Source organism: Massilia sp. UYP34 (assembly GCF_056279385.1).
This window is the reverse complement of record NZ_JBWBRF010000001.1, coordinates 567,982-583,195: the sequence shown is the minus strand read 5'-3', so window position 1 is coordinate 583,195 and position 15,214 is coordinate 567,982. Positions and strand designations below refer to the sequence as shown.

Genomic DNA, 15,214 nt, shown 5'->3' with positions numbered 1-15,214 from the left:
CCTGCTTACGCACCGGGCGGATGGGCGAAGGATACAGTGAAACTTGCCGTCCGGCGATGGTCACGGCGGTGGTCATGGCATATTGACTGGCGGTGTCGCGGGCACTGGCGCAGGCACCGGCGCGGTCGGCGGCACGTTCTCCAGCGCGCCTGGCAGCGGCTCTGCGGTCGGGGCCGGCGCCGATGGCGGCACCGGCGTCGGCGCAGGTGCAGGTACAGGCGCCGGAGCAGGCGCCGGTGCAGGTGCAGGTGCCGCAGGCGGGAGCGGCGCAGCCGGCTGGCCGGGCACGGCCTGCCATGGCTGCGGCGGCGCCGGGATCGCCGGGATCGCCGGGATCGCCGGGATCACCGGCATCGGCGGCGGCGGCGTGCCGGCCGGCGTGGTCAACACTTCGAGCAGCGTCGCCGTTTCGGCGTCCGGATTGCCCGCGATATCGAGCGGACGGTATTTCATCTGGAACGCCGCCAGCGTGGTGCGGGTGGCCTCGTCGTACACGCCGCTCTGCTTGACACCGAAGCCGTGCATGGCCAGCTTGCGCTGGAACCAGCCGACGTCGGGCAGCAGGGCGTCGAAGGCCGGGCGCACGGCCGCCACGCGGACGGCGTCCGGCCACAGCACCAGGCCCTCTTGCGCCAGGCGCCGCCACGGGAATTGCGGCCCCGGATCCTGCTTCCTCAGCGGCGCGATGTCGCTGTGGCCCAGCACGTTCTCGGGCGCGATGCCGTGGCGCTGGACGATGTCCTTCACCAGCGGAATCAGGGCGTCCACCTGCGCTTGCGGGAACGGCGCATACACGCGCCCGGCCGGCGTGTCCTTCCAGCCGGCGTTGACGATCTCGATGCCGATCGAGCTGTTGTTGAGCTGAGTGAAGTTCTTCCAGCTCGAGTTGCCGGCGTGCCAGGCGGCGCGGTTCTCGTCGACCAGGCGGTAGATCTTCGGCGTCGCCTCGTCGGTCAGCAGGTAGTGCGAGCTGACCTGCTGCTCGGTCAGGATCTTGATCGAGCTCGGCGTGTTGGCGACCGTGTAATGCAGCACCAGGAAGCGCGCCCGGCTCGACTGGCCCTTGGCGGTATAGGTGGTGTCGTAGCGCGGGACGGTGGTGCAGCCCGCCAGCACGGTCAGGGCGAGTAAGGCGGCGATCGATTTCATGTTGTTCTCCTTGGTGGTTTCTTGTCGTTCAACCCAGCGCCAGGCGCGCAGCCGCGTGGTGGGCCCGCTGGCCGGTCTGGCTGAACGCGGTATTCGGGGGCAGCGCCGCGCGCATGGCGCCGGCGACCAGCGGATGCAGTTCGGCGGCGCGCCCGCTGAGCGCCACCGGACGCGCGCCGAAGCGCGCGATCAGGGCCGATGCCAGGCGCGCCAGTTCGCCGCCCGCCGCGACCAGGATCGCGCGCGCTACCGGATCGTGCTCTGCGCTGGCGGCGACGGCCAGCGCCAGCTTGCCGATGGTTCCGCGCTCGCTCTGATAGATAAATGTTCGCGACTCGGCCCAGTCCGATCCGCCGATGTGCGCGAACACGGCATGCGCCATCGGCGAATCGCGCCAGCCGCCGGGACGCTCGTCTTCGTTGCGCCAGATCTGGCGCAGCGCTTCGCGCGCGATCCAGAAGCCGCCGCCGCCATCGTCCAGCACCACGCCGCGGCCGCCGGCGCGGTGGAACACGCCGTGTTCGTCGATGAAGGCCCCGATCGAGCCGGTGCCGGCATAGACCAGGTAACCTTCGCCGGGCGCGAAGCTGGCGCGGTAGGCGATCTCGATGTCGTTGCACAGCACGACCGCGCCAGGTGCCACGCCCAGCAAGGCGGCCAGCCAGCCCTGCAGCAATTCGCCGTCGCCGCCGAACCCGGTCAGGCCGGCCTGCACGCGCGCCGGGCGCGCATGCTGCAGCACCGCCGCCGCCAGCCGCTCGAAGGTGGCGCGCACGGCTTCACGGCCGTGGGGCGTGGCCATCTGCAGGGCGGACAGACCCTCGACCGTGCCCTCGGCCAGGATCGCGCCGCCGGGCGCGGCCAGCGCCCAGCGGGTCTGGGTGCCGCCGGCGTCGATGCCCAGCCCAGGGCCGGGGCCAACCCCACGCGGATTGTCTTGATCAGTCGGCATACCGTGATGCTACCCGCATTATGGCTTCGACCACACACGCACGCGCTCGCCCTCGTTGCCGAGGCGGTCGACCGCGCTCACCACGACGACCTCGGCCGGGCCAAGGCGCTCGTCGTCGGCAATCGTCCAGGTCGTGCGCGCCGCCGGCGCCACGGCGAAGCGCCATTCATTGCCGTGGCGGGCCCAGATCGCATACAGGGCATTGCCCTTGCCCGCCTTCAGGCTCAGGTCGACCGAGCGGGCGGCGCGAACGGCCTTGATCGCGGGCGTGCCGGGACGCGTGCTGCCCAGCCATGGCGTGGCCGGCACCAGCGCCTGGCCGGTGTAGCGGGTCGCGCGCAGCTGGTCGCCGATGCCCTTGCGGTTCTGCATCAGGGCCACCATGCTGAAGTGGATGTGGCCGGTGGCCAGCGGACGCGAACGGGTCACGCTGACCTGCTGCAGCACTTCTTCCGGCTCGTAGTCGCGGGTCGGCGCGCCGATGCGGCTGGTGAACAGGCCCGGCCAGATGTGGCGGCCCAGCGGGTTCTGGCCGATCCAGTAGTCCAGCAGCACGTCATAGGCCTGGCCCGGCGGCTTGATCGGCCAGTACAGCTGCGGCACGAAGTAGTCGAGCCAGCCCTCCTGCAGCCACAGTTCGGCGTCGGCATACAGCTTGTCGTACTGCGAGAAGCCGACAATGCCGGGCGGACGGCGGTCGGGCCGGCCGATGCCGAAGGGACTGATGCCAAAGCGCACCCAGCTTTTCTCGGCGTGGATGCCCTTGTACATGGCCTCGATCAGGCGGTTGACGTTGTCGCGGCGCCAGTCGGGGCGCGCCAGGGCGCCGCCGCTCTTCAGGTAGCGCTGCCAGGCCGGATCGTCGGGAAAGTCCAGTTCGGCCTTGGCCGCGCGCCCGTCCAGCGCGGCGGCATTGCCGGCCACGGCCGGCGTGGTCTCGATCGGGTAGGGATAGAAATAGTCGTCGATGTGCACGCCGTCGATGTCGTAGCGGCGCACCACGTCGAGGATCACGTCCATGGTCTGCTTGACGGCGGCCGGCTCGCCCGGGTCCATCCACATGAACTTGCCGTAGCGCTTGACGATGTCGGGATTGGTGTTGGTGATGTGGTTGGGCGCCGACTGCGAGCGCGCCGCGTCCAAGCGCGCGCGGTAGGGGTTGAACCAGGCGTGCAGCTCGAGGCCGCGCGCATGCGCCGCGTCGATCCAGAACTTGAGCGGATCATAGGCCGGCATCGGCGCCTTGCCTTGGACGCCGCTCAGGTACTCGGTCCATGGCTCGAGCCTGGACGGGTAAATCGCGTCGGCCGAAGGACGCACCTGCAGCACGATCGCGTTCAGGTTCAGGGCCTTGGCGCGGTCGAGGATGGCGATGGCTTCCTGCTGCTGCCTGGCGGACGACAGGCCGGGTTTGCTGGGCCAGTCGATATTGGCGACGGTCGAGACCCAGGCGGCGCGCAGCTCGCGCGGTGCCGCCGGCGGATCGTCGCCGCCGCTGGTTTCGGCGACCGGCACGGTACCGGTAAGCGGCCGGGTGCCGCAGCCGGCCAGCAGGCCGCCGAGGGCGAAGGCGCTCGCCAGGCCAAGCGTGAAAGCGCGTTTTTTCATGTCGGGAAGCAAAGTGGCTCCTTGTGTGATCCGTTCAGACTTTGACGAACCAGCGCTTGCGCCACATCCACCAGGCGATGGCGAACATGCAGGCGTTGAAAGCGATGGCGTACAGTAATGAGGTGTTGCGTGGGTCCAGCGGCAGCGCGGCGAATGGCGCGTACAGCATGCGGCCGAGCGCGAGCTGGCTGCCGTCCGGCTGGGTGAGCTTGATAAAACCGAGCATCTTGGCGATGAGGCCCGCGAGCGCGAAGATGAACAGCGCGTTCATGCCGTAGATGACGAAGGGCGTGCAGAGGCGCGTCATGCGCTCGCGCAGCGCCGTTGACGGCGCCGCGTCCAGCAGCCAGTAGCTGGCGCCGAAGGCGAGCAGCGCCCAGCCGCTCATCAACAGGCAGAACGATGCCGTCCACAGGCTTTATTGATCGGCATGAGGACCGCGTCGAGCGTGGAGCCCAGCGCCAGGCAGGCCAAGCCAGAGAGCATCAGCCACACCACCTGCTCGACCCGCGGCAGCGCCGAAAGCAGCAGGCGGCCGGCCAGCACGCCGAACAGCAGGCTGCACACGGCCGGGAGCGTGGACACCAGCCCTTCCGGATCCCAGGTCGTCGCCTGCGCCCACAGGTGGCCGTCCATCAGCGCGCGGTCGACCCAGGCGCCGAAGTCCTGCCCCGGTTCGAGCCTGCCGGCGCCGATGCCGGGAACCGGAACGACGAGCATCAGGAAGCTGTACAGCGCCAGCAGCAGGAAGATGGCAAGCGCCTGGCCGCGCCAGCCCAGGTAGACCACCAGCGGCGCCGCCAGCAGCGTGCACAGGGCGATGCGCTGCAGCACGCCGGGAATGCGCACGCTGCCCCAGTCGAAACGCGGGATCAGGTGGAGCAACAAGCCGATCAGGAAGATCAGGGCTGCGCGTTTGGCGAGCTTGACCAGCAGCCGCGGCTTGTCGGCGCCAGCGGCGGCCAGGCGGCCCAGCGACAGCGCCATCGCCACGCCGCCGATGAACAAAAAGAAGGGAAAAATCGTGTCGGTGAACGTCCAGCCATGCCAGGGCGCATGCGCGAGCTGCGCATGCAGGTGGCCCCAGTCGCCCGGATTATTCACGAGCACCATCGCGGCGATGGTGAAGCCGCGAAAGGCGTCGAGCGATGTCAGGCGCACCGGTGCGTCGTTCATGGTCCGTTATTTTTTCCCGAACTCGGGATCGATCTTCACCAGCGCCGCCACGATGAAGGCGGGGATCGTGGCCAGGCAGGTCCAGATGAAGAAATGCTTGTAGCCCAGGTATTCCTGCAGGTCGCCGCTCCACATGCCGGGCACCATCATCCCCAGCGCCATCAGGCCGGTGCAGATCGCGTAGTGCGCGGTCTTGTTGGGACCGTCGGCCACCATGATCATGTACATCATCATGGCCGTGAAGCCGAAGCCGTAGCCGAACTGTTCGAGCGCCAGGAAGGCGGACACCGTCACCAGGTCGGTCGGCTGGGTCTGCGACAGATAGACGAACACCAGGTCCGGCAGGTGGATCGCGAACACCATCAGCCACAGGCAGCGCTTCAATCCCAGGCGCGAGATCAGCCAGCCGCCGGCCAGGCCGCCCAGGGTCAGCGCGATGATACCGACCGTGCCGTAGGCGATGCCGTATTCGGCGGTGGTGAGCCCCAGGCCGCCTGCGCTGACCGGGTCCTTGAGGAACGGCGCCACGAGTTTGAGCAGCTGGGCCTCGCCCAGCCGGAAGGTAAGGATGAAGGCGACGATCATCCAGATGTCGCGCTTTTTGAAGAAGGCGGCGAAGGTGCCGAAGAAGTCGCGCAGCGGGTTATCGCTGGTCGGGACGGGCTTGTCGTCGGGCGGCACCGGCAGCACGAACTGGTGCCAGGCGAACGCGGCGAAAAAGATCGCGGCGAGCACGTAGAACACGATCGCCCAGGCCTGCTTGACGTCACCCAGGGTCACGGCCAGGTAGCCGGCCAGCACCACCAGCGGACCCTGGCCGACCAGGGTCGCCAGGCGATAGAAGGTGCTGCGCACGCCGACGAAAGCCGCCTGCTGCTGCTGGCGCAAGCCCAGCATGTAGAAGCCGTCGGCCGAGATGTCGTGGGTGGCCGAGCTGAACGCCATGATCCACATGACGGCCAGGCTGACGGCGAAGAAGGCGGGCGTGTGCAAGACGGTGCCGACCGCGATCAGCGAAGCGCCGACCACGACCTGCAACAGCACGGTCCAGCGGCGCTTGGTGCCGAACATGTCGACGATGGGCGACCACAGCGGCTTGATCACCCATGGCAGGTACAGCAGGCTGGTGTAGAAGGCGATGTCGGAATTCGAGATCCCCATGTCCTTGTACATGATGACGGTCAGGTTCATCACCACGACGTAGGGGATGGCCTGGGCGAAGTACAGGGACGGCACCCACAGCCATGGGCGGTTCGCTTGCGGTTTTTGCATGTCTCTTTCTTGTGCCGCGCGGGCCGACGATGCGGGAATGGCGCGCCCGAGGTGAAACCCTCAGGCGAGCGCCTGGCGCACGCTGCCGCGCGCCGCTTCCAGCAGCGCTTGCGCCTGCTCGACACTGGTTTGTTTGGACAAGGCCACGATGGCGGTCTTGACGTGGAATCCGCATTGCTCCAGCACCGCCCGCGCGGCCTCCTCGTCGGCGCCGGTGGCGAAGCTGGTGAGGCGGATCGCACGCCGAACCAGTTTGGCATTGGTAGCCTTCAAGTCTACCATCAGGTTGCCGTAAACCTTGTTCAAACGCACCATCAGCGCGCTGGAAAAGGTGTTCAGCGCGATCTTTTGCGAGGTGCCGGCCTTCAGGCGCGTACTGCCCGAGACGACTTCGGGGCCGGTGTCGAGGGTGATGCCGATTTCGGCTTCCTGCGTGACCGGCGCGTCCGGGTTGTTGGCGAAGCCGATCGTCAGCGCGCCGACCGCACGCGCGGCCCGGATCGCGCCCAGCACATAGGGCGTGCCGCCCGATGCGGCGATCGCCAGCACCACGTCGTCCGGTCCCACGTTCACGCCCTCCAGGTCGGCGCCGCCCTGCACGGCATCGTCTTCCGCGCCTTCGACCGCGACGAACATCGCGTCGCTCCCGCCGGCCAGCAGCGCCACCGCGCGTCCATGCGGCCACGAGAAGGTCGGGTACAGCTCGACGCTATCGAGCACCCCCAGGCGGCCCGAGGTGCCGGCGCCGACGTAGATCAGGCGTCCGCCCGCTTCCATGCGCGGCAGCGCGGCGGCGACCGCGGCGGCGATGCGCGGCGCCGCCTTGCGCACCGCCTCGACGGCCTGGAACTGGTCGTCGACGAAGACGTTCACCAGTTCGGCGGTCGGGTACTGGTCGAGGGCGGCGTGCGCCTGGGAAGGGGTTTCGGTATTGAGCATCGCCATGTCTCGAAAATGGATTTTTGATGAAACCAGTGTAATACCAATTCGGCAAGCCATCCCATGAAAGGATCGGCCGGCGTCATGCCGCGAGGTTATGTGGGCCCGACGCAGGCGTCTACGCGGGCCTGCGCAGCTCGGCCACGAAGTCGTAGTGGTCGCTGCGGCAATAAGAATGGGTCAGCTCGACCGGCTCGCCCGACTCCAGGTAGCCGACGCGGGTGATGAACAGCACCGCACGGCCTTCCGGCACGTCCAGGCGCGCCGCCAGCCCGGCGTCGGCGTTCATGGCGCGGATGTGCTGCAGCGCGCGCACCGGCATGTGGCCGGTCTTGCCCAGGTGGGCGTAGAGCGAAGCGGCCACTTCGCCGGGAAGCGGCAGCACCGTGGCCGGGATCACGCTGACCTCGTAGGCCATCACGACGCCGTCGGCCAGGCGCAGGCGTTCCAGGCGCGCCACCCGCGCGCCGGGCGAGAGGCCGAGCGAGAGCTGCTCGTCGGCGTCGGCCAGGACCACTTCGCGGCGCAGCCACTCGGAGCGCGGGGTATAGCCGCGTTGCTGCAGCTGTTCCGAAAAACTCGACAGATTCGACAGCGGCTGCTCGATGCGCGGCGCAATATAGTTGCCCGAGCCGCGACGGCGCACCACGAGGCCCTGCTCGACCAGCTGGTCGATCGCCTTGCGCGCCGTGACGCGCGAGACGTCGAGCCGTTCGGACAGCATGCGTTCGGAAGGCAGCGCCTGGTCGGCCTGGTAACGGCCGTCGCGCACGTCCTGCGCCAGCTTGCGCGCCAGCTGCATATAGAGAGGAGAATTGTCGTCCAGGTTGACCTGGAATCCGGGACCGGGAATGTTCATACCGTGGAAGCATACCACTTGAGACCAATACAAAAGAGTTATGACTTCCCCACGGCTATTCATTAGGCAAGGGTTTCGGGCTGTCCGTATGCTGATCCGGCAAACACGATAAAAAAGGGAATGAAATGAATCATGGCAGGCGATCCCTGCTCGGCATGGCCATGCTGGGCGCCATGGAACCGCTGTTCGCGGCGATGCCGCCGGCGTCCGGCGGCGCCGCGGCCTCGCTCGACGCCGAGCTGGCCGCCATCGTCGACGATCCCGCCTTTCCGCTCGCCAGCCTGTCGGTGGTGGCCGTGCGCGCGGGCCGGCCGGTGTACGAAGGCGCATTCGGCCGCCGCACCATCGGCAACGGCGCCTTCCCCGACCGCCCGGCCACGCCCGACACGCTGTACCGCATCGCTTCGATCTCGAAGCTGGTCACCACGCTCGGCCTGATGCGCTTGCTCGAAGACGGCAGGGTCGACCTCGATGCCGACGTCTCGGGCTATCTCGGCTTCCAGCTGCGCAATCCCCATTTCGCCGGCCAGGCGATCAGCCTGCGCCACCTGCTGCTGCATACCTCGTCGCTGCGCGACGACGCCGGCTACTTCTGGCCGGCCACGACGGCGCTGAAGGACGTGCGGCCCGCCTGCTCTAGCCACGCCGGCCCCGGCGCCTACTACAGCTATTGCAACCTGGGCTTTGGCCTGGTCGGCACGATCATGGAGCGCGTGACGGGCGAACGCTTCGACCGCCTGATGACGCGCCTGCTGCTGCAACCGCTCGGCCTGCAGGCCGGCTACAACCCGTCCGAACTGCCGAAGGCGGCGCAGGACAGGCTGGCGACCATCTACCGCAAGCGCGCGCCGGACAGCGACACCTGGCAATCCGACGGCCCCTGGGCCGCGCAGGTGGACGCCCCCGGCATCCAGCCGCCCCCTGGCCTGGCCAGCTACGTGCCGGGGACGAACGCCACGCCGTTCAGTCCCACCGGCGGCCTGCGCATCTCGGCGCGTGATCTTGGCGTCGTCATGCGCATGCTGATGGCGGGCGGCGTCCATGACGGCAAGCGCCTGCTGCAGGCGGCGACGATCGAGCGGATGTTCGCCCGCCACTGGGCCTACGACGGCGTCGGCGGCAACGGCAACCCGCTGGGCAGCATCCTCAGCCCGCGCGGCCTGGGCAACGCCCATTATCCCGACCGTCCCGGCCTGTGGCTGACGCCCGGCTTCGACGCCGTCGGCCACCTGGGCGACGCCTATGGCCTGCGCTCGATCTTCGCCATGGACCGCACGATCGGCCACGGCGGCGGCAACGGCGGCGGCAACGGCATCGTGGTGCTGGCCGGCGGCAGCGCGCGCGACCCGGCCGACCAACCCGGGCGCGACTCCTCGCTGGCGCGCTACGAGGAACGCGTGCTGGCGAGCGTCTACCGTCGCGCCATCCTCGGCCAGGCTGCCTGAACGGCCCTGCGGATGCGTACATATATGCCGGTTATGACGTCGCCCCCACGATTCATTGGCGGCCTGTCCGTACAGCCTCTAAGCTCCTTTCCCCTATCTGAATGAACGAGTCTGGCATGCAGCACATCATCGTGATCGGCGGCGGCGTCGTCGGCCTGGCATCGGCCTGGTGGCTGGTGGAAGCCGGCTACGGCGTCACCCTGCTGGAGCGCGCGCCGGAAGTCGGCAGCGGCGCCAGCTACGGCAATGGCGGCCAGCTCAGCTACCGCTACGTCTCGCCGCTGGCCGACGAGGGCATTCCGCTCAAGGCCGTCAAATGGCTGTTCCAGGCCGACGGCCCGCTGCGTTTCAAGCCCGAGGCCGACCTGCGCCAGTACCGCTGGCTGGCCAGCTTCCTGGCCCACTGCCGCGCTGACGTCAACCGCCGCACCACGGCCAAGCTGCTCGAGCTGGGAGAGTGCTCGCGCCGCGCGATGGAGCAGCTCGCGCTGGTGGTGCCGCCCGAATCCTTCCACTGGCGCGACGCCGGCAAGCTGGTGGTCTACCGCTCGCGCGAAGTGTTCGAGGCGGCCGCGTCGAAACCCGGCGCCGGCCAGGTCTGGACGCCCGAGGAATGCGGCGCGCGCGAACCGGCGCTGGCGGCGAGCCAGCATCTGCTGGCCGGCGGCATCTACAACGCCGGCGAGGCGGTGGCCGACTGCCACGCTTTCTGCCTGGCCCTGGCCGAACGCCTGCGCGCGCATCCGCGCTTTCGCGGCTTCGCCCATGGCGAGGCGCGCGGGCTGTACGCCGAGCGTGGACGGATCCGCGGCGTCGAGACGGCCGGCGGCCTGCTCACGGCGGACGCCTACGTGCTGGCGGCCGGGATCCAGAGCCGCGACCTGGCCGAATCGATCGGGATCGACCTGCCGCTGTATCCGCTCAAGGGCTACAGCCTTTCCGCCCCGATCCGCCAGGACGACGTGGCGCCCGAGATCAGCGTGACCGACTTCGAACGCAAGGTGCTGTATGCGCGCATCGGCGACCGGCTACGCGTGGCGGCGATGGTCGACATGGTGGGCGAGGACCTGCGCCACGATCCGAAGCGGGTCGAGGGGCTGACGCGCCAGGTGCGCGACACCATGCCGCGCGCGGCGGATTATTCGCGCGTAGCGGTGTGGGCCGGATTGCGGCCGGCGACGCCGAGCAGCGCGCCGATCATCGGAGCCACCCGCTACGACAACCTGTGGCTGAACGTCGGCCACGGACCGCTGGGGTTTACCTTTGCCTGCGGGACGGCTGCGGTGCTGGCCGACCTGGTGCAGGGGAAGGCGCCGCCATTCGGGCTGGATGGGTTGACGCTGCGTACGTAGGGTCGGCGGCTTCGCCGCCGACGCGGTGATTGTTATCGGCTCCGATGTCGTTCCGGATGATCTCGCTGCCAACCATCACCGCGTCGGCGGCAAGCCGCCAACCCTACTGTTGGCACATATTTAACGGATTGACAGCCATGCATCCCGCATGACCGGCAGTGGAAAAATCGCGGATAATTGCCGCCATGTCCACCCGCCCCACCTCTCCCTGCCCCTGCGGCGGTCCCGCGTACGAGCAATGCTGCGGCCCCTACCTGGCCGGCGCGGCCGTGCCGCCGAGCGCCGAGACCCTGATGCGCTCGCGCTATACCGCGTTCACGCTCAAGGACGAGCCTTATCTGGTTGCTACCTGGCATCCCAGCACCCGCCCGCAGGAAGCGATCATCGATGAGCCCGAGCCCATGCGCTGGCTCGGACTCGAGATAAAAACTGCTTTACGTTTACGTCAACGTAAAGCAGAATTGGTGAACGATCCAGGGCAAGACCCGAACCGCATCGATGAGGACAGCGTCGAATTCGTCGCCCGCTTCAAGGTAGGCGGCCGGGCGCACCGCCTGCACGAAGTCAGCCGCTTCGTGCGCGAGCCCGGTCCGGATGGCGTGCTTCGCTGGTTCTACCTGGACGGCAGTTTCCCTGACAAGAAGTAACCGCCGGGAGAGGCGGACGAAAGAAGAGGACGGCACATGCCCCAGATCGAGAGCAAACTGAACCCGCGCGGCGAGGACTTCAAGACCAATGCCGCGGCAATGCAGGCGATGGTGGACGACTTGCGCGCGCGCGTCGCACAGATGTCGCAGGGCGGCGGTGCGGAGGCTTGCGCCCGTCATCTGGCGCGCGGCAAGCTGCTGCCGCGCGAGCGCGTCGAACACCTGCTCGATCCGGGCACGCCCTTCCTTGAATTCTCCCAGCTGGCCGCCTATGAAATGTATGACGGCGCCGCCCCCAGCGCCGGCATCATCACCGGCATCGGCCGCGTATCGGGCCAGGAGTGCGTGATCGTCTGTAACGACGCCACCGTCAAGGGCGGCACCTATTATCCGATGACGGTGAAAAAACACCTGCGCGCGCAGGAGATCGCGGAGCAGAACAACCTGCCCTGCATCTACCTGGTCGACTCGGGCGGCGCCAACCTGCCGAACCAGGACGATGTGTTCCCCGACCGCGACCACTTCGGCCGCATCTTCTACAACCAGGCGAATCTCTCCGCCAAGGGCATCCCGCAGATCGCCGTGGTGATGGGCTCGTGCACCGCCGGCGGCGCCTATGTGCCGGCGATGAGCGACGAGTCGATCATCGTCAAGGAGCAAGGCACGATCTTCCTCGGCGGCCCGCCGTTGGTGAAAGCCGCGACCGGCGAAGTGGTCAGCGCCGAAGACCTGGGCGGCGGCGACGTCCACACCCGCCTGTCGGGCGTGGCCGACCACCTGGCCCAGAACGATACGCACGCGCTGGCGCTGGCGCGCACCATCGTGTCGAACCTGAACCGGGTCAAACCGGTGCAAGGCGCGCTACGCCCATCGTGCGAGCCTCGCTATGCGCCGGAAGAACTGTATGGCGTGATCCCGGTCGATACCCGCAAGCCGTTCGACGTGCGCGAAGTGATCGCGCGCGTGGTCGACGGCAGCGAGTTCGACGAGTTCAAGGCCCGCTATGGCACCACGCTGGTGTGCGGCTTCGCCCACATCTACGGCATGAAGGTCGGCATCGTCGCCAACAATGGCATCCTGTTCTCGGAGTCGGCGCTCAAGGGCGCCCACTTCATCGAGCTGTGCTGCCAGCGCAAGATCCCGCTCGTGTTCCTGCAGAACATCACCGGCTTCATGGTCGGCCGCAAGTACGAAAACGAAGGCATCGCCCGCAACGGCGCCAAGATGGTCACTGCGGTGGCCACCGCCTCGGTGCCGAAGTTCACCGTCATCATCGGCGGCTCCTTCGGCGCAGGCAACTACGGCATGTGCGGCCGCGCGTTCTCGCCGCGCTTGCTGTGGATGTGGCCGAACGCGCGCATCTCGGTGATGGGTGGCGACCAGGCGGCATCGGTCCTGGCCACGGTCAAGCGCGATGGGCTGGAAGCGAAAGGCGGCCAGTGGTCGCTGGACGAAGAAGCCGCGTTCAAGCAGCCGATCAAGGACCAGTACGAGCACCAGGGCCACCCTTATTACGCCAGCGCGCGCCTGTGGGACGACGGCGTGATCGACCCGGTCGACACGCGCATGGTGCTGGGCCTGGGCCTGTCGGCAGCGATGAACAAGCCGATCGAGGACACGAAGTTCGGCGTGTTCCGCATGTAAGGAGAACAGCATGGATTACCAGACCCTCGCCATCGCGATCGCCGGCAAGGTGGCCACCGTCACCCTGAACCGCCCCGAGCTGCGCAACGCCTTCAACGAGCACACGATCGCCGAACTGGCGCTGGCCTTCGATGCGCTGGGCCGGAACGACATGGTGCGCGCCATCGTGCTGGCTGCGAATGGTCCGGCCTTCTGCGCCGGCGCCGACCTGAACTGGATGAAGAAGATGGCCGCTTACTCGCATGAAGAAAACCAGGAAGACGCTCTGCGCCTGGCCGACATGCTGCGCACCATCTACCTGTGCCCGAAGCCCACCGTGGCCAGGGTGCAGGGCGACTGCTACGCCGGCGGCATGGGCCTGGTGGCCGCCTGCGACATCGTCGTCGCCGTCGACACCGCCGGTTTTTGCCTGTCCGAAGTGAAGCTCGGCCTGATTCCGGCTACCATCTCGCCTTACGTGATCAAGGCCATGGGCGAGCAGGCCGCGCGCCGCTACTTTTTGACCGCCGAGCGTTTCGATGCGCCTGAAGCGCGCCGCATCGGTTTCGTGCATGAAGTGGTGGCCGCCGACGCGCTCGACGCGACGGTCGCCGGCATCGCCCGCGCCCTGGTCGACAACAGCCCGAACGCCGTGAGGCAAGCCAAGACGCTGGTGCGCGACATCGTCGGCAAACCAGTCGACGATGCGCTGCTGCTGGATACCGCCGGCCGCATCGCCGCCATCCGCGCCTCATTGGAAGGACGGGAAGGCGTGGCTTCCTTCCTTGAAAAACGCAAGCCGGCATGGCTGCGCTTTGACTAGATACTTATAGATATATTGGAATCCTGAAGTGACTCAATCGACCTCCTCCGAGTGGATCGCGCGCAGCCTGCGCAGCGTATGGCATCCCTGCACCCAGATGCAGCACCACGAGGAGGTGCCGCTGATCGCGGTCAGCCACGGCAAGGGTCCGTGGCTCTATGACTATGACGGCAAGCGCTACCTGGACGGCATCAGCTCGTGGTGGGTGAACATGTTCGGCCACGCGAACCCGCGCATCAACGCCGCGCTGAAGGACCAGCTGGACAAGCTCGAACACGCGATGCTGGCCGGTTTCACGCATGCGCCGGTGGTCGAGCTGGCCGAACGCCTCTCGAGGCTCACCGGCCACGCGCTGGGCCACGCCACCTTCGCCTCGGACGGGGCCTCCGCGGTCGAGATCGCGATGAAGATGAGCTTCCACGCCTGGCGCAACGCCGGGCGGTCGGACAAGCAGGAATTCGTCTGCCTGCAGGGCAGCTATCACGGCGAGACCATCGGCGCGCTGTCGGTCACCGACGTTGCGCTGTTCAAGGATGCCTATGGCCCGCTGCTGCGTGCCTCCCACGTGGTAAGCGCGCCGGACGCGCGCAACGCGAGAGAAGGCGAAACGGCCCAGGACGTGGCGCGCCGCGCGATCCTGGAGGTAAAGGAACTGTTCGAGCAGCGTGGCGACAGGATCGCCGCCATCATCGTCGAGCCGCTGGTGCAGTGCGCGACCGGCATGGCGATGTACGACCCGCTCTACCTCAAGTTGTTGCGCGACCTGTGCGACCAGCACCACGTGCACCTGATCGCCGACGAGATCGCAGTCGGCTGCGGGCGCACCGGCACCTTCTTCGCCTGCGAACAGGCGTCGATCTGGCCGGACTTCATGTGCCTGTCGAAAGGCATCAGCGGCGGCTACCTGCCGCTGTCGCTGGTGCTCACCCGCGACGACATCTACCAGGCCTTCTACAGCGAAGACATCACGCGCGGCTTCCTTCACTCGCATTCGTATACCGGCAATCCGCTGGCCTGCCGCGCGGCGCTGGCCACGCTCGACATCTTCGAACAGGACGATGTCTTGAACCGCAATCGCGAGCTGGCGACCAGGATGACGGCCGCGCTGGCGCCGCTGGCCGAGCATGCGCGCACGCGCCACTTCCGCCAGCGCGGCATGATCTTCGCGTTCGACGCCATCGAACCGGACAAGGATCGCGCCTCGACCTTCTCGCGCCGCTTCTTCTCCACCGCGGTCGAGAACGAGCTGCTGCTGCGCCCGATCGGCCGCACCGTCTACCTGATGCCGCCCTACGTGCTGGACGACGAGGAGGTCGCCGGCCTGGCCGCGCGCACCCTCAAGACCTTCGAGTCGGTGATCGCGGGTTGA

The 15,214-nt window shown here is 67.8% G+C and carries 14 protein-coding genes; 6 read left to right on the top strand and 8 right to left on the bottom strand.

Going from position 1 to position 15,214, the window contains the following annotated elements:
• Positions 1–72: 72 nt before the first annotated feature.
• The 8 genes from ACZ9AQ_RS02620 to ACZ9AQ_RS02585 form a co-directional block, all read right to left on the bottom strand.
• Positions 73–1,149, bottom strand: a complete 1,077-nt coding sequence (locus tag ACZ9AQ_RS02620) for an N-acetylmuramoyl-L-alanine amidase (protein WP_429200931.1) — start codon at positions 1,147–1,149, stop codon at positions 73–75.
• A gap of 28 nt (positions 1,150–1,177) precedes the next feature.
• Positions 1,178–2,101: an N-acetylglucosamine kinase gene (locus ACZ9AQ_RS02615; RefSeq protein WP_429200932.1), complete on the bottom strand. Its 924-nt coding sequence runs from the start codon at positions 2,099–2,101 to the stop codon at positions 1,178–1,180.
• Positions 2,102–2,119: 18 nt separating this feature from the next.
• Complete coding sequence (locus tag ACZ9AQ_RS02610) at positions 2,120–3,709, bottom strand: glycoside hydrolase family 10-like protein (protein ID WP_429200934.1); 1,590 nt, start codon at positions 3,707–3,709, stop codon at positions 2,120–2,122.
• A gap of 34 nt (positions 3,710–3,743) precedes the next feature.
• Positions 3,744–4,097, bottom strand: coding sequence for a hypothetical protein (locus tag ACZ9AQ_RS02605; protein WP_429200936.1), 354 nt, complete (start codon positions 4,095–4,097; stop codon positions 3,744–3,746).
• Positions 4,097–4,885 carry an acyltransferase family protein gene (locus tag ACZ9AQ_RS02600; protein WP_429200938.1) on the bottom strand — a complete coding sequence of 263 codons (789 nt, stop codon included), beginning with the start codon at positions 4,883–4,885 and terminating at the stop codon, positions 4,097–4,099. The genes ACZ9AQ_RS02605 and ACZ9AQ_RS02600 overlap by 1 nt, the downstream gene beginning before the upstream one ends.
• 6 nt (positions 4,886–4,891) lie before the next feature.
• Positions 4,892–6,157: an MFS transporter gene (locus ACZ9AQ_RS02595; RefSeq protein ID WP_429200939.1), complete on the bottom strand. Its 1,266-nt coding sequence runs from the start codon at positions 6,155–6,157 to the stop codon at positions 4,892–4,894.
• 60 nt (positions 6,158–6,217) lie between these two features.
• Positions 6,218–7,102, bottom strand: coding sequence for an N-acetylmuramic acid 6-phosphate etherase (murQ, locus tag ACZ9AQ_RS02590; protein WP_429200941.1), 885 nt, complete (start codon positions 7,100–7,102; stop codon positions 6,218–6,220).
• Between the two features lie 112 nt (positions 7,103–7,214).
• Positions 7,215–7,955, bottom strand: a complete 741-nt coding sequence (locus tag ACZ9AQ_RS02585; RefSeq protein ID WP_429200943.1) for a GntR family transcriptional regulator — start codon at positions 7,953–7,955, stop codon at positions 7,215–7,217.
• Between the two features lie 125 nt (positions 7,956–8,080).
• On the opposite strand from ACZ9AQ_RS02585, the gene ACZ9AQ_RS02580 reads away from it, so the two are divergent.
• The 6 genes from ACZ9AQ_RS02580 (at position 8,081) to bioA (ending at position 15,214) form a co-directional block, all read left to right on the top strand.
• The gene (locus tag ACZ9AQ_RS02580; RefSeq protein WP_429200945.1) at positions 8,081–9,400 is read left to right on the top strand and encodes a serine hydrolase domain-containing protein; all 1,320 of its coding nucleotides are present in this window, start codon (positions 8,081–8,083) and stop codon (positions 9,398–9,400) included.
• Between the two features lie 116 nt (positions 9,401–9,516).
• Complete coding sequence (locus ACZ9AQ_RS02575) at positions 9,517–10,752, top strand: D-amino acid dehydrogenase (protein ID WP_429200947.1); 1,236 nt, start codon at positions 9,517–9,519, stop codon at positions 10,750–10,752.
• A gap of 185 nt (positions 10,753–10,937) precedes the next feature.
• Positions 10,938–11,399, top strand: a complete 462-nt coding sequence (locus ACZ9AQ_RS02570; RefSeq protein WP_429200949.1) for a YchJ family protein — start codon at positions 10,938–10,940, stop codon at positions 11,397–11,399.
• 36 nt (positions 11,400–11,435) lie between these two features.
• The gene (locus ACZ9AQ_RS02565; RefSeq protein ID WP_429200951.1) at positions 11,436–13,043 is read left to right on the top strand and encodes a carboxyl transferase domain-containing protein; all 1,608 of its coding nucleotides are present in this window, start codon (positions 11,436–11,438) and stop codon (positions 13,041–13,043) included.
• Between the two features lie 10 nt (positions 13,044–13,053).
• The gene (locus tag ACZ9AQ_RS02560; protein WP_429200953.1) at positions 13,054–13,845 is read left to right on the top strand and encodes an enoyl-CoA hydratase/isomerase family protein; all 792 of its coding nucleotides are present in this window, start codon (positions 13,054–13,056) and stop codon (positions 13,843–13,845) included.
• 28 nt (positions 13,846–13,873) lie between these two features.
• Positions 13,874–15,214, top strand: a complete 1,341-nt coding sequence (gene bioA / locus ACZ9AQ_RS02555; protein ID WP_429200955.1) for an adenosylmethionine--8-amino-7-oxononanoate transaminase — start codon at positions 13,874–13,876, stop codon at positions 15,212–15,214.